Source organism: Serratia sp. JKS296, from assembly GCF_900215445.1.
Lineage (GTDB): Bacteria > Pseudomonadota > Gammaproteobacteria > Enterobacterales > Enterobacteriaceae > Serratia > Serratia marcescens.
In genome coordinates this window covers 2,996,047-3,009,410 of the sequence record NZ_OCMX01000001.1, presented here as the reverse complement: position 1 = coordinate 3,009,410, position 13,364 = coordinate 2,996,047, and the positions used below count along the sequence as shown (strand labels likewise).

The following is a 13,364-nucleotide window of genomic DNA, read 5'->3' as shown; positions in this document are numbered from 1 at the left end:
CATGTATCAACCTGTCGCGTTATTCATTGGCCTGCGCTACATGCGCGGGCGAGCCTCAGACCGCTTCGGGCGGTTTGTGTCCTGGCTTTCCACCATCGGCATTACGCTGGGGGTGATGGCGTTGGTCACCGTGCTGTCGGTGATGAACGGATTCGAAAAGGATCTGGAAAACAACATTCTCGGCCTGATGCCGCAGGCGTTGGTCACCAGTCCGCAAGGATCGGTCAACCCGCAGCAGCTGCCGGCCACCGAGGTGCAGAAGCTGCAGGGCGTCACGCGCGTCGCGCCGCTGACCACCGGTGACGTGGTGCTGCAAAGCGCCCGCAGCGTGGCGGTCGGGGTGATGCTCGGCGTGAATCCCGACGAGGCCGATCCGCTGACCCCGTATCTGGTCAACGTCAAGCAGCAGCAACTGCAGCCGGGCCAATACAACATCATCATCGGCGAACAGCTGGCGGGGCAACTGGGCGTCAAGCGCGGCGATTCACTGCGCGTGATGGTGCCGAGCGCCAGCCAGTTCACGCCGATGGGCCGCATTCCCAGCCAGCGCCTGTTCACTCTCATCGGCACCTTCCACGCCAACAGCGAGGTGGACGGCTATCAGCTGCTGGTCAACCAACAGGACGCTTCGCGCCTGATGCGCTACCCGGCCGGCAACATCACCGGCTGGCGCCTGTTCCTGCAACAGCCGCTGACGGTCGATACCCTCAGCCAACAGGCGCTGCCGGCGGGCACTGTCTGGAAAGACTGGCGCGATCGCAAGGGCGAGCTGTTCCAGGCGGTGCGTATGGAGAAGAACATGATGGGGCTGCTGCTCAGCCTGATCGTGGCGGTGGCGGCGTTTAACATCATTACGTCGCTCGGCCTGCTGGTGATGGAGAAGCAGGGCGAGGTCGCCATTCTGCAGACCCAGGGGCTGACCCGCCGCCAGATTATGTCGGTGTTCATGGTGCAAGGCGCCAGCGCCGGCATCATCGGTTCGCTGCTCGGCACGCTGCTCGGCGTGCTGCTGGCCACCAACCTGAATAACCTGATGCCGATCCTCGGCGCCTTGATCGACGGCGCTTCGCTGCCGGTGGCGGTCGATCCGCTGCAGGTGACGATCATTGCCGTGGTGGCGATGGCGGTTTCCCTGTTGTCCACGCTTTATCCTTCATGGCGCGCTGCCGCCGTACAACCCGCTGAGGCTTTACGTTATGAGTAACCATCTTTTGCTGCAGTGTGACAACCTGTGCAAGACCTACCAGGAAGGCAATCTGCACACCGACGTGCTGCGCAATGTCAGCTTTGCCATGCAGCAGGGCGAGATGATGGCGATCGTCGGCAGCTCGGGTTCCGGCAAGAGCACCCTGTTGCACCTGCTGGGCGGGTTGGACTCGCCGACCTCCGGCGAGGTGATCTTCAAGGGCGAATCGCTGAACGCCATGTCTTCGGCGGCCAAGGCCGAGCTGCGCAACCGCCAGCTGGGCTTCATCTATCAGTTCCACCATCTGTTGCCGGACTTCACCGCGTTGGAAAACGCCGCCATGCCGCTCTTGATCGGCGGCGCCAAGCCGGCGCAGGCGCAGGAGAAAGCGCGGGAGATGCTGGCGGCGGTCGGGCTGGAAAAGCGCAGCAAACACCGCCCGTCCGAGCTTTCCGGCGGCGAGCGTCAGCGCGTGGCGATCGCGCGCGCGCTGGTCAATAACCCGGCGCTGGTACTGGCGGACGAACCGACCGGCAACCTCGACAAGCGCACCGCGGACAGCATCTTCGATCTGCTCGGCGAGCTGAACGTGCGCCAGGGCACCGCTTTCCTGGTGGTAACGCACGATCTGCAGCTGGCCAAGCGCCTGAGCCGCCAGCTGGAAATGGCCGACGGCCACCTGCAGGCGCAACTGACCCTGATGGGGGCCGAGTAATGGCGGGAGCCTCACTGTCCTTCTTGACGGCCCTGCGTTTTAGCCGCGGCCGTAAACGCGGCGGCATGGTGTCGCTGATCTCGGTCATCTCCACCATCGGCATCGCGCTGGGGGTGGCGGTGCTGATCGTCGGCCTGAGCGCGATGAACGGCTTTGAGCGCGAGCTCAAGAACCGCATTCTGGCGGTGGTGCCGCACGGCGAACTCGAACCGGTCAATCAGCCGTTCAGCGGCTGGCCGTCGATTCTGCAGCGGGTGGAAAAGGTGCCGGGCATCTTGGCCGCCGCGCCGTACATTAACTTTACCGGCCTGATGGAAAACGGCGCGCAGCTGCGCGCGGTGGAAGTCAAAGGCGTGGATCCGCAGCAGGAGAGCCGACTGAGCGCGCTGCCGCAGTATGTGCAGGGCGACGCCTGGGCCAACTTCAAGCCCGGCGAGCAGCAGGTGATCCTCGGCAAGGGCGTGGCCGACGCGCTGGGCGTCAAGCAGGGCGCCTATGTCACGGTGATGATCCCCAACAGCGACCCGGAAATGAAGCTGCTGCAGCCGAAGCGCATTCGCCTGCACGTGACCGGCATTTTGCAGCTCAGCGGCCAGCTCGATCACAGCCTGGCGCTGGTGCCGCTGGCCGATGCGCAGCAGTATCTCGACATGGGTGACAGCGTCACGGGCATCGCGCTCAAGATGAACGACGTGTTCGCCGCCAACAAGCTGGTGCGCGACGCCGGCGAAGTGACCAACGCTTACATCTACATCAAGAGCTGGATCGGCAAGTACGGCTACATGTACCGCGACATCCAGATGATCCGCGCCATCATGTACCTGGCGATGGTGCTGGTGATCGGCGTGGCCTGCTTCAACATCGTCTCCACGTTGGTGATGGCGGTGAAAGACAAAAGCGCCGACATCGCGGTGCTGCGCACCTTGGGCGCCAAAGACGGCTTTATCCGCGCCATCTTCATCTGGTACGGGCTGCTGGCCGGGCTGCTGGGCAGCCTGAGCGGCGTGGTGATCGGGGTGATCGCCTCGCTGCAGCTGACCAACATCATCCGGGGCGTCGAGAAACTGGTCGGTCACTCCTTCCTGTCGGGCGATATTTACTTCATCGACTTCCTGCCTTCCGAGCTGCACTGGCTGGATGTGCTGATCGTGCTGGCGACCGCCATCGTGCTGAGCCTGTTGGCCAGTTGGTATCCGGCGAGGCGCGCCAGCCGCATCGATCCGGCGCGGGTGCTGAGCGGACAATAAAACCGACGGGGAGGCAGCGATGCCGCCCCGTTTTTTTAGCCTGGGGATGGGTTATGTACTACGGTTTCGATATGGGCGGCACCAAGATTGAGCTGGGGGTGTTCGACGACAACCTGCAGCGCATTTGGCAAAAGCGGGTGCCGACGCCGCGTGAAGATTACCGGCAGCTGCTGGCCACGCTGTGCGATCTGACCCTTGAGGCGGATGCGTTTTGCGGCCGGCGTGGCAGCGTCGGCATCGGTATTCCGGGCCTGCCCAACGACGATGACGGCACGTTGTTTACCGCCAACGTGCCGGCGGCGATGGGGCGGCCGCTGCCGCGCGATCTGGCGGCGCTGATCGGGCGCGAGGTGCGCGTCGATAACGACGCCAACTGCTTTGCGCTATCGGAAGCCTGGGACGACGAGTTCCGCCGCTACCCGACGGTGCTGGGCATCATTCTCGGCACCGGCGTAGGCGGCGGCCTGATCGTCGACGGCAAGACGGTGCCCGGGCGCAACTATATCGCCGGCGAGTTCGGCCATTTGCGCCTGCCGGTGGACGCGCTCGAGGTGCTGGGGCGTGATGTGCCTCGCGTTGCCTGCGGGTGCGGCCATCAGGGTTGCATTGAAAATTACATATCGGGCCGCGGTTTCGAATGGATGTACGCCCATTTCTATGACCGGCGCTTGCCTGCCACCGAGATCATTGCGCATTATCAGGCGGGCGAGCCGCAGGCGGTGGCTCACGTCGACCGCTTTATGGACGTGCTGGCGATCTGCCTGGGCAACCTGCTGACGGTGCTGGATCCGCACCTGGTGGTGATCGGCGGCGGGCTGTCGAACTTCGACGCCATTTACCAGGCGTTGCCGCAGCGGCTGCCGGCGCACCTGCTGCGGGTGGCCCGGCTGCCGCGCATCGAGAAGGCGCGCTATGGCGACGCCGGCGGCGTGCGCGGCGCGGCGTTCCTCAATTTGGCTCGCCCAACGTAATGGGCGTTGAGGCAAGGCGTGAATGTATGCAGCCAACAACGCCGCAACGTCCAGTAAGAAGGGTAAACAGGGAAAAGTAAGGAGAGAGTTAATGCACACTCGCCATCGGCTGTGTCAGTTTCGCAAGAGTAAGCATGTGCTGCATCAGCGCTTTCGTTCACGCATTTTTCACCGTGACACCATGGCGGCGGCCGAGCTGAAAAAGCCGTTTGTGGTGGTGTTGACCGGGGCCGGCATTTCGGCCGAGTCGGGCATTCGCACCTTCCGCGCCGCGGATGGGCTGTGGGAAGAGCACCGGGTGGAGGACGTCGCCACGCCGGAAGGTTTCCAGCGCGATCCGGCGCTGGTGCAGGCGTTTTACAACGAACGCCGCCGTCAGCTGCAGACGGAGGAGATCGTCCCGAACGCCGCGCACCGCGCGCTGGCGGATCTGGAAGAGTGGCTGGGGGACAACTTCCTACTGGTCACGCAAAACATTGATAACCTGCATGAGCGCGCCGGCAGCAAGCGGGTGCTGCACATGCACGGCGAACTGCTGAAGGTGCGTTGCACCCAGTCGGGGCAGGTGTTCGAATGGCCCGGCGATCTCAGCGTTGACGATCGTTGCCATTGCTGCCAGTTCCCGGCGCCGCTGCGGCCGCACGTGGTGTGGTTCGGTGAGATGCCGCTGGGCATGGACGACATCTACCAGGCGCTGAGCAAGGCCGATTTCTTCGTCGCTATCGGCACCTCCGGCCATGTCTACCCGGCGGCCGGCTTCGTGCATGAGGCGCGGCTGGGCGGCGCTTACGCCATGGAGCTGAACCTGGAACCGAGCCAGGTAGAGAGCCAGTTCGATGAGAAACACTACGGTCTGGCCAGCGAAGTGGTGCCGCGTTTTGTGCACAAGTTCCTGGTGGGCAAGGTGGCGCGGGCCGACAGGCCCTGAGAAAGGCATCAGGGCGCACTGCGCGCCCTGATGGGATGGCGGGGCGTATTAGCGCCCGGCTTTCAGCTTTTGGAAGTAGCTTTCGTACAGCGTGCTGGCGTCGCCGACGTCGTTTTGCCACTCGCCGTGCTCAATCACCGTCTTATCCGGGTAGAGTGACTTGTCGTTGGCGATCTCCGGCGACAGCAGCTTCTTCGCCGCCAGGTTCGGCGTCGGGTAACCGATGGTTTCCGCCACCTGCACCGCGATTTCCGGCCGCAGCAGGAAGTCTATCAGCTTTAGCGCCCCTTCGACGTTGCGCGCGTTGGCCGGAATGGCCAGGCTGTCCATCCAGAAGATCCCGCCTTCTTTCGGCCAGACGATCTCCAGCGGCGTGCCGGCCTGGCGCGCCACAAAGGCCGAACCGTTCCACACCATGCCAACGTTGACTTCCCCTTCCATAAACGGGTTGCCCGGGTTGTCGGAGTTGAAGGCCAGCACGTTCGGCATCAATTTCTGCAGTTCGTGGTAGGCGGCTTCGATCTCTTTCGGATCGGTGGTGTTGCCGGAATAACCCAGCTTGAGCAGCGCCATCTGGAACACTTCGCGCGCATCGTCGGTCAGCAGCAGGCGGCCTTTGTACTGCGGCTGCCACAGATCGGCCCAGGCGGTGACGGTGGACGGATCCTGCGCGTCGCTGTTAACGCCGATGGCGGTAGCGCCCCAGATGTAAGGGATGGAGTAGTCGTTGTTGGGATCGAACGGCTTGTTCAGCAGGGTAGGATCGAGATCCTTGAAGTGGCTGAGCTTGCTCTTGTCGATTTTTTGCAGCATGCCTTCCTTGCTCATCTTGGCGATGAAGTAAGTGGAAGGCACCACCAGATCGTACGCGCCGTCTTTGTAGGTCTTCAGCTTGGCGTACATGCTTTCGTTGGATTCATAGGTGGAATAAATCACCTTGATGCCGGTTTCTTTGGTGAACTGCTCCAGCAGCCCCGGCGGGACGTATTCAGTCCAGTTATAGAAATACAGCGTTTTGCCGTCAGAGGCGTTTGCAGAGCAGAAACTCAGCGCCATCATCCCGGCTGCGAGCAGATGTGACCACTTTTTCATGCAGCGTATCCTTCAGCAGTAGTGAGCCGAACCCGTATGGGCTGCCGTTTTCGGCCGCGCCATACCCCAGAAAGGGGCCATTATAGGGGCCGGGGCGGAGTGGGTAAAGGCGGTTATCCCGCTGGCAAATCAAGGGGTTCGGCGGCTTAAAGCGCATCACAATTTGTGTGTCTCGCGCTGGACAGGCGGTGAAGCGCGTGCGAAACAATAATTTTGGCGAATAAACGAGGGCGGCGATGAATTTCAAACAGGTCTTCAGCCAGGCGGAGCTCAGCAAGACGGATCTGACGATTTTGCACTGCATTCTCGACAACCCGGACGCCTGCATCGACGACGGCATCCGCGCGGTGTCCGCGCGCTGCTACAGTTCCCCCTCGACGCTGGTGCGGCTGGCTAAAAAGCTGGGCTTTCGCGGCTATCTCGAACTGGTCTATTTCATCAAATTCAACCTGACGATGGCGCCGGCCTACCAGGCGGAACGCCCTACGTCGGCGGCACCGCCGGCCCAGCAGGCGCAGTTTCTCGATCTGCTCGACAGCGGCAAGATCCTGATCCACGGCAGCGGTTTTTCGCAGCTGGTGGCGCAGTATATGTACAACAAGTTTATGACGCTGGGCGTAGACAGTTACCTGTCGCTGTGGCCGGATTTCGATATTCTTGACCGTGAGACGCGCTTTCGCTTCGACATGGTGATCGTGATTTCAAAGTCGGGCAACAGCGGCTCGGCGCTGAGCTGGGGCGAGGCGGTGAAGCGTAACCGCATTCTGCTGGCGGCCTTCTGCGGCGACGGCGACAGCCCGCTGGCGCAGCAGGCCGACATGACCTTTCTGTTTGAGGACCGGCAAAAATACGATCACGATATCTACTATCCCAACCCGTTTTTCGGTCACTGTCTGTTGGGATTCGAGAATGTGATCACCGCCTGGTTTGAACGACGCGGCCGCTGACGGCCGCGCCATTTAGCGCCAGTGCCCGGCATACTGACGGTGAGCCTGCAGGTACTCCTCCACCAGCGTTTTCGCCAGCGAGTAGGAGTTGACCAGCGGGTGCACCATCAGCGCCTTGATGGCCAGCTGGCGATTGCCGGTCAGGATCGCCGCCACCGCCAGCCGTTCGTACTCTTTCACCTGCGAAATCAGGTTTTTCTGGGTGTCGGGAATATCGCGCATTTTGACCGGCTGAATGCCGGCGCTGCTCAATTCGCAGCTGATTTCGATCACGTCTTCCGGGTGCAGAAAATCGAGCGTGTCGCGGTTTTGCATCGATACCACCACGCGTTTTTGCCGGCCGCTGTTGACCGCCTCCAGAATGTCGATCGCCACCCCGGCATAGCCGCCGCTGTCCGGCTGTTCGATAAACTGTTGCAGCGTCAGCATCTCACGCGTTTTCACCTTGCCCTGGTTGGACTCGCGCTGCATGTAGGAGTTTTCGCGCTGCAGGTAATGGCAGAAATAGACAGAGAAGGCGTGTTCCAACTGACGGGGGATGTCCAGCTCGCCTAACTCTGACAGCATTTGGCGGTTGATCGCCGCGATTTGTTCGCCGCGGGTCTCGCCGCCCGCGACGATGGCGGCGATCGCCTGCTCACGGTAGTAGTAATAGTAGAGATACTCGTTGAGCATCAAATTGTCCGACAGCGCCACCAGCTCCGGCGAGAAGTACTTCATGCAGGTGTCGCGATACAGGCGCGGATCCGCCAGCAACCGATCCGTGACCGGTTCGCCGTTGACGCGCGCATTGCGGAACCAGGAAAGATGGTTGAGGCCGAAACAGTCGACGCTCAGTTGGTCTTCGCGGCAGTCCAGCAGCTCGGCCAGTTCGCGGATAAACTCGCTGGGGGCGTCGCAGATGCCGTAGACCCGGCGCTGGAAGCCGGATTTGATGATCGCCTCGGTCACCATGCCGGAAGGATTGGTGAAGTTGAACAGGACCGCGTCCGGCGAGGAAAGCTGCTCGATCAGGCGGCAATAGTCGAGGATCGCCGGAATCGAACGCATCGCCATGGCGAAGCCGCCGGCGCCGGTGGTTTCTTGCCCGAGCAACTGGTGATTGAGCGCGATGCGCTCGTCATGGATGCGGCCTTCCTCGCCGCCGATGCGCAGGGTGGTGATAATGTAATCGGCGCCTTGCAGCGCCTGGTGCGGATCGCTGCTGAGACTGAAAGCAATGTCGCCGCGAATGCGCTGGAATACGCCCTGCGCGAGGGCGCCGTAGATCGCCAGATGGCGCTCATCGGTATCCATAAACACCACTTCGGTAATGCCGATGCGATGGGCGTTATAGGCGATGGACTTGGCGAGGAACGGGGAACGCACGCCGCCGCCGCCGAGAACGGTTAATTTCATTCGATATCTCCCATTAATAAAGCGTTAGAGTGCCGCTAAATATTTCTCTACCTGATTTTTGACCTTGCCGACCGTGACGCCGTAAATCACCTGTACTTCACGGCGATTCTTTACCACGCCTTTGGCGCCGGTGCTTTTCAACGCGGCCTCATCCACCCGCGCCATATCCTTTAATTCCACCCGCAGCCGGGTAAAGCAGTTATCGACGGAAATAATGTTTTCCTTGCCGCCCAGCGCGCGAATAATGATGCCGCTCGGCTCGTCCGGGGTATTTTTGCGGTTCCGGTAATCCTGTTTGGAATAGAGTTTGACGTCCTGATCATCTTCACGGCCCGGCGTCTTCAGATTGAGCTTCAGCACCAGCGTTTTGAACACCAGGTAATACACCGCAAACTGCACCAGGCCGATGACCACATACAGCGGCCAGCGGGTGAGGGAAACCGGCAGCGGCAGGTTGTAGGCCAGGAACTCGACCAGCCCGCTGGCCCCCCAGGGGCGCACCTGCAACAGGTTGCAGGCCACCTGCGACAACGCGGTCAACACGGCGTGGATCACCCACAGCAGCGGAGAGATAAACAGGAAGGTGAACTCTATCGGCTCGGTGATGCCGACCAGGATCGAGGTGGTGATGGCGGGGATTAGAATCGCCTTGGCCAGCATTTTCTTTTCCGGCTTGGCGGTGTGATAGAAAGCCAATGCCGCGCCCGACAGGCCGAAGATGGTCACCATCCCTTGCTGCGAGAAGCGCAGCGCCTCGTTCATCAGCGGCGAGATGCTCGGGTCGCGCATGTAGGCCAGGAAAATCGCCTGCGAACCGGAGACGGTCTGGCCGTCCTGCACGATCGAACCGCCGATGCTGGTGAGCTGGAACGGCGACCAGATAAAGTGGTGCAGCCCGGTGGGGATCAGGAATTTCTCAAAGAAGCCGTAGACGAATACCCCGAGCGAGCCGGCGCTTTTCATAAAGCCGGTCAGCGCGATCAGGCCCTGTGAAATCGCCGGCCATAGGTAGCTGAAGGCGACGGCGTACAGCATGATGATCGGCGTCATGGCAATCAGCACCAGCTTGGCGCCGCCGTAGACCGAGAACACGCCGTTGAGTTCGACGTTGCACAGGCGGTTATGCACCCAGGCGATGGTGACGCCGAGGATAAGACCGAGGAAAATGCCCATATCCACCACGGTAAAACCCAGCAACTCCGTCTGCCCGGTCCCATAATACTCACCGTTGATCTTGGCCGCGACGTGGCCGCTGAATTGCAGATAAGAAGAATTGGCGCCGAGGAACATGATAAAGCACATCACCGCGACCAGCGCCGCTTCGCTTTTCTTGTCTTTGGCCAGGCCGTAGGTAATACCGATACAGAAAATCAGCCCGAGATTGCCGAATAACGGCCAGAAGGTATCGCCGATCATTTTACCGATAGAGAAGATGGCGGAATGTTCATTGATTAATGTGGCATTGGTAAGAATAGAACTGAGCGCCAGAATCAGACCGATTACCGGCAGGAAAAATATCGGCCCCATCATGGCTTTGGAGAAAAGCTGCAGCTTATTTAAGATATTATCGATAATACCTTTCATGGCAGTTCCTTTTTATATTTTAATGGATGACGACGTTGCTGAATAAACTCCCTGGAAGCGAGAAAAAATAAGGCACCTTGCCTGGATTCAGTTATAGGGGGAAGTTTTCGCCGCTGCAATCGGCGGGGCGGAAATAGGCACCGATGGTCAGAGAGTGACAACCGGTGCCGGTTGTGAAGGGGATCACAACCGGGCGCTGCGGCGCCCGGCGGGAAGGATTATTCTGCCTTGGGCGCGCGATCGCGCATCACCCACTGGCTGGCGATCACCAGCACCAGCGACAGCAGCAGCAAAATGGTGGCCAGCGCATTGACCTCCGGCGAGACGCCGACTTTCACCATCGAGTAGATCTTCAGCGGCAAAATTTCGTAGCTCGGCCCGGTGACGAAGGAGGAGACGACCACGTCGTCCATCGACAGGGTGAAGCTCAGCAGCCAACCGGCCGCCACCGCCGGCATCGCCAGCGGCAGGATGATTTTGCGCAGGATGGTGAACTCGCTTGCGCCGAGATCGCGCGCGGCTTCCAGCATCTTCACGTCGAAGCCTTTCAGGCGCGCGTAGACGGTCACCACCACGAACGGCAGGCAGAAGGTGATGTGCGAGAACAGCAGCGACCAGAAGCCGAGCGAAATGCCCAGCAGCATGAACAGCACCAGCAGCGAGATAGCCATCACGATGTCCGGCGACATCATCACCACAAACAGCATGCCGCCGACAAACGGTTTGCCGCGGAAGCGGTAACGGTACAGCGCCACCGCAGTCAGCGAGCCGATCAGCGTGGCGAAGGTGGCGGAGAGCACCGCCATGGTCAGCGAGTGGCCCGCGGCCTGCAACAGGCTGTCGTTGTTGAGCAGCGTGCTGTACCACTTGGCGGTAAACCCTTGCCAGTTGATGCCGAAGCGCGAGGCGTTGAAGGAGTTGACGATCAGGATGACGATCGGGATATACAGATAGGCGTATACCAGCGTCATAAAGCCGCCGCGCAGCAGACGTCCGATCATGCCAGATCCTCCTTCTTGTTCAGCAGGCGTGCGGCTCGGTAATAGACCAGCAGCAACAGCCCCATCACCAGCGTCAGGCAGATGCTGGTGGCCGCGCCGAACGGCCAGTCGCGGATATTGAGGAACTGGCTTTTAATCACGTTGCCGATCAGCAGGTTTTTGGCGCCGCCCATCAGATCGGCGACGAAGAACAGCCCCATCGCCGGCAGCACCACCAGCAGGCAGCCGGCGATAATGCCCGGCATGGTCAGCGGCACGATGATGCGGATAAAGGTCTGCAGCTTGCTGGCGCCGAGATCGCGCGCCGCCTCCAGGCAGGATTTATCGAGCTTTTCGATGCTGGAGTAGAGCGGCATCACCATAAACGGCAGCAGGATATACACCAGGCCGAGGACGACCGCTTCCGAGGTGTACATGATGCGCAGCGGCTTGTCGATGACGCCGATCCACAGCAGCGCGTCGTTGAGATAGCCGCGGGTGCTGAGAAACAGCTTCAGGCCGTAGATGCGGATCAGCGAGTTGGTCCAGAAGGGCACGATCAGCAGAAACAGCAGCAGCGGCCGCACCTTCTGCGGCAAGCGCGCCAGGATAAAGGCGAACGGATAGCCGATCGCCAGGCAGCACAGGGTGGCGATCAGCGCCATGTTCAGCGAGTGCAGCAGCACCTGGGCGTACAACGGATCGAACAAACGCCGGTAGTTATCCAGCGTGAACACCATCTGCACCAGGTTGGCGTCGTCGCGGGTCAGGAAGCTGGCGCCGATGATCATCAGGTTCGGCATGAACACGAACAGCAGCAGCCAGGCGACGACGCCGACGATCACCACATTCTGAAAGACTTTACGCGATTTCTTCATCGGCCAGCACCACCTCCCAGCTTTCGACCCAGGTCACCGCCATCTTCTGATTGAGCGAGTGATCGACGTCCGGATCGTCTTCGTTGAAGAACTCGCTGACCATCACCGTTTTGCCATTCTCCAGCTCGACCACCGACTCCAGCGTCATGCCTTTGTAGTTGCGCTCACGCACGTAACCGATCAGCCCGTCGTGCTGCGCGCTGTCGTTCACTTCTTCCACCCGCAGATCTTCCGGGCGCAGCAGCACCTTCAGCTTTTGGCCCGGCTCCACCGGCAGATCGGCGTAGATGTCGCACTCGCGGCCCTCGACGTTGGCGCGCACCCGCTGCGGATCGAGGCGTTGCAAAACCACCGCGTCGAAGATGTTGATCTCGCCGATGAAGCTGGCGACGAACAGGTTCTTCGGCTCTTCGTAGATCTCACGCGGCGTGCCGTCCTGCTCGATGCGGCCTTCGCGCATCACCACGATGCGATCCGACATGGTCAGCGCTTCTTCCTGATCGTGGGTGACGAACACGAAGGTGATGCCCAGTTTGCGCTGCAGCGCTTTCAGTTCGTTCTGCATCTGCTTGCGCAGCTTGTAGTCCAGCGCCGACAGCGATTCGTCCAGCAGCAGCACCTTCGGTTTGTTGACCACCGCGCGGGCGATGGCCACGCGCTGCTGTTGGCCGCCGGAGAGCTGCCCCGACCGCCGCTTGGCGAACGCATCCAGCTGCACCATGCGCAGCGCCTCTTCCACGCGCGGCGTCAGTTCCGCCGCCGGCACCTTTTGCATGCGCAGGCCGAAGGCAACGTTGTCGAACACCGACATGTGCGGAAACAGGGCGTAGCTTTGAAACACGGTGTTGACGTGGCGATGTTCGGCCGGAATGGCGGTGATGTCCTGGCCGTCGAGCACGATGCGGCCCAAATCGGCGTCTTCTAGACCGGCGATCAGGCGCAGCACCGTGGTTTTGCCACAGCCGGAGGGGCCGAGAATAGTGAGGAATTCGCCGTGGTTAATCGTCAGATCCAGATCGGCAATGATGGTTTTGCCATCGAACGCTTTGCTCAGGGCATGCAGTTCAACAAGGGGAGTCGGAGAGGATGTCTCAGTCATTTATCGTATTACTCTATCCCGTGGGCTAATGCAGATAGAACCGCAACTGGAAAAGACTGCCGGAGCTTGCGGGAATGCCCGCGATTCAAAAGAAGCTCAAACCAGTTACGCCAATGGAAATTTTTCGAGCGCGCATGATAGACGCTGAATGCCGGAATTGAAAGCCGATCCGGCCCAGATGCCGCGTTTTTCATCATGATAGCGACAAATGACCCTGTGATGACAGCATTATTCCCCTCAGAAATCATCACAAAGATTAATGATATTGGCGAATTCTGGTTAAAAATGACCTGACGCAATATTTGATCCTGATCGGTTCCGCATAATGAAACGCGATAT

14 protein-coding genes are annotated in these 13,364 nt (G+C 60.5%); 6 read left to right on the top strand and 8 right to left on the bottom strand.

What is annotated here, in order from left to right:
- Position 1 precedes the first annotated feature (1 nt).
- From lolC to cobB, 5 genes are all read left to right on the top strand, one after another.
- Entirely contained in the window at positions 2 to 1,204 is a 1,203-nt protein-coding gene (lolC, locus tag CRO23_RS14355; RefSeq protein WP_097102315.1) for a lipoprotein-releasing ABC transporter permease subunit LolC, read from the top strand.
- Positions 1,197 to 1,901 carry a lipoprotein-releasing ABC transporter ATP-binding protein LolD gene (gene lolD, locus CRO23_RS14350; protein WP_004941120.1) on the top strand — a complete coding sequence of 235 codons (705 nt, stop codon included), beginning with the start codon at positions 1,197 to 1,199 and terminating at the stop codon, positions 1,899 to 1,901. Before lolC ends, lolD begins: the two co-directional genes overlap by 8 nt.
- Positions 1,901 to 3,148 carry a lipoprotein-releasing ABC transporter permease subunit LolE gene (gene lolE / locus CRO23_RS14345; RefSeq protein ID WP_049300655.1) on the top strand — a complete coding sequence of 416 codons (1,248 nt, stop codon included), beginning with the start codon at positions 1,901 to 1,903 and terminating at the stop codon, positions 3,146 to 3,148. Before lolD ends, lolE begins: the two co-directional genes overlap by 1 nt.
- Before the next feature lie 53 nt (positions 3,149 to 3,201).
- Entirely contained in the window at positions 3,202 to 4,119 is a 918-nt protein-coding gene (gene nagK / locus CRO23_RS14340; protein WP_048795582.1) for an N-acetylglucosamine kinase, read from the top strand.
- A 91-nt stretch (positions 4,120 to 4,210) separates the two neighbouring features.
- Positions 4,211 to 5,047, top strand: a complete 837-nt coding sequence (gene cobB, locus CRO23_RS14335) for a Sir2 family NAD+-dependent deacetylase (RefSeq protein WP_016928086.1) — start codon at positions 4,211 to 4,213, stop codon at positions 5,045 to 5,047.
- Between the two features lie 48 nt (positions 5,048 to 5,095).
- Here cobB and potD read toward each other — a convergent pair whose 3' ends face one another.
- Together potD and CRO23_RS24935 are read right to left on the bottom strand one after the other, a co-directional pair.
- Positions 5,096 to 6,139, bottom strand: a complete 1,044-nt coding sequence (gene potD / locus CRO23_RS14330) for a spermidine/putrescine ABC transporter substrate-binding protein PotD (protein ID WP_079449345.1) — start codon at positions 6,137 to 6,139, stop codon at positions 5,096 to 5,098.
- Positions 6,069 to 6,386 (bottom strand): hypothetical protein, encoded by a 318-nt coding sequence (locus CRO23_RS24935; RefSeq protein ID WP_141398625.1) that lies wholly within the window; start codon positions 6,384 to 6,386, stop codon positions 6,069 to 6,071. The genes potD and CRO23_RS24935 overlap by 71 nt, the downstream gene beginning before the upstream one ends.
- Here CRO23_RS24935 and CRO23_RS14325 point away from each other — a divergent pair.
- The gene (locus CRO23_RS14325; RefSeq protein ID WP_016928084.1) at positions 6,376 to 7,086 is read left to right on the top strand and encodes a MurR/RpiR family transcriptional regulator; all 711 of its coding nucleotides are present in this window, start codon (positions 6,376 to 6,378) and stop codon (positions 7,084 to 7,086) included. The two genes, CRO23_RS24935 and CRO23_RS14325, sit on opposite strands and share 11 nt — an antisense overlap.
- A 12-nt stretch (positions 7,087 to 7,098) precedes the next feature.
- On the opposite strand, the gene CRO23_RS14320 is transcribed toward CRO23_RS14325, so the two are convergent.
- The 6 genes from CRO23_RS14320 to CRO23_RS24930 form a co-directional block, all read right to left on the bottom strand.
- Positions 7,099 to 8,484 carry a family 4 glycosyl hydrolase gene (locus tag CRO23_RS14320; RefSeq protein WP_097102313.1) on the bottom strand — a complete coding sequence of 462 codons (1,386 nt, stop codon included), beginning with the start codon at positions 8,482 to 8,484 and terminating at the stop codon, positions 7,099 to 7,101.
- A gap of 24 nt (positions 8,485 to 8,508) precedes the next feature.
- Positions 8,509 to 10,068 (bottom strand): PTS transporter subunit EIIC, encoded by a 1,560-nt coding sequence (locus CRO23_RS14315; RefSeq protein ID WP_016928082.1) that lies wholly within the window; start codon positions 10,066 to 10,068, stop codon positions 8,509 to 8,511.
- Positions 10,069 to 10,286: 218 nt separating this feature from the next.
- A complete protein-coding gene (gene potC, locus CRO23_RS14310; RefSeq protein WP_033640617.1) occupies positions 10,287 to 11,069 on the bottom strand; it encodes a spermidine/putrescine ABC transporter permease PotC in 783 nt (260 codons plus the stop codon).
- Positions 11,066 to 11,926 (bottom strand): spermidine/putrescine ABC transporter permease PotB, encoded by an 861-nt coding sequence (gene potB / locus CRO23_RS14305; protein WP_004941149.1) that lies wholly within the window; start codon positions 11,924 to 11,926, stop codon positions 11,066 to 11,068. Before potB ends, potC begins: the two co-directional genes overlap by 4 nt.
- Complete coding sequence (gene potA / locus CRO23_RS14300) at positions 11,910 to 13,025, bottom strand: spermidine/putrescine ABC transporter ATP-binding protein PotA (protein WP_097102311.1); 1,116 nt, start codon at positions 13,023 to 13,025, stop codon at positions 11,910 to 11,912. The genes potB and potA overlap by 17 nt, the downstream gene beginning before the upstream one ends.
- A gap of 8 nt (positions 13,026 to 13,033) precedes the next feature.
- Positions 13,034 to 13,324, bottom strand: coding sequence for a hypothetical protein (locus tag CRO23_RS24930; protein ID WP_126502237.1), 291 nt, complete (start codon positions 13,322 to 13,324; stop codon positions 13,034 to 13,036).
- Positions 13,325 to 13,364 lie beyond the last annotated feature (40 nt).

Bases quoted from the DNA above. Each gene is read 5' to 3' on its own strand.
- lolC (WP_097102315.1), top strand. From the start codon at position 2: ATGTATCAACCTGTCGCGTTATTCATTGGCCTGCGCTACATGCGCGGG.
- lolD (WP_004941120.1), top strand. From the start codon at position 1,197: ATGAGTAACCATCTTTTGCTGCAGTGTGACAACCTGTGCAAGACCTAC.
- lolE (WP_049300655.1), top strand. From the start codon at position 1,901: ATGGCGGGAGCCTCACTGTCCTTCTTGACGGCCCTGCGTTTTAGCCGC.
- nagK (WP_048795582.1), top strand. From the start codon at position 3,202: ATGTACTACGGTTTCGATATGGGCGGCACCAAGATTGAGCTGGGGGTG.
- cobB (WP_016928086.1), top strand. From the start codon at position 4,211: ATGCACACTCGCCATCGGCTGTGTCAGTTTCGCAAGAGTAAGCATGTG.
- potD (WP_079449345.1), bottom strand. From the start codon at position 6,139: ATGAAAAAGTGGTCACATCTGCTCGCAGCCGGGATGATGGCGCTGAGT.
- CRO23_RS14325 (WP_016928084.1), top strand. From the start codon at position 6,376: ATGAATTTCAAACAGGTCTTCAGCCAGGCGGAGCTCAGCAAGACGGAT.
- CRO23_RS14320 (WP_097102313.1), bottom strand. From the start codon at position 8,484: ATGAAATTAACCGTTCTCGGCGGCGGCGGCGTGCGTTCCCCGTTCCTC.
- CRO23_RS14315 (WP_016928082.1), bottom strand. From the start codon at position 10,068: ATGAAAGGTATTATCGATAATATCTTAAATAAGCTGCAGCTTTTCTCC.
- potC (WP_033640617.1), bottom strand. From the start codon at position 11,069: ATGATCGGACGTCTGCTGCGCGGCGGCTTTATGACGCTGGTATACGCC.
- potB (WP_004941149.1), bottom strand. From the start codon at position 11,926: ATGAAGAAATCGCGTAAAGTCTTTCAGAATGTGGTGATCGTCGGCGTC.
- potA (WP_097102311.1), bottom strand. From the start codon at position 13,025: ATGACTGAGACATCCTCTCCGACTCCCCTTGTTGAACTGCATGCCCTG.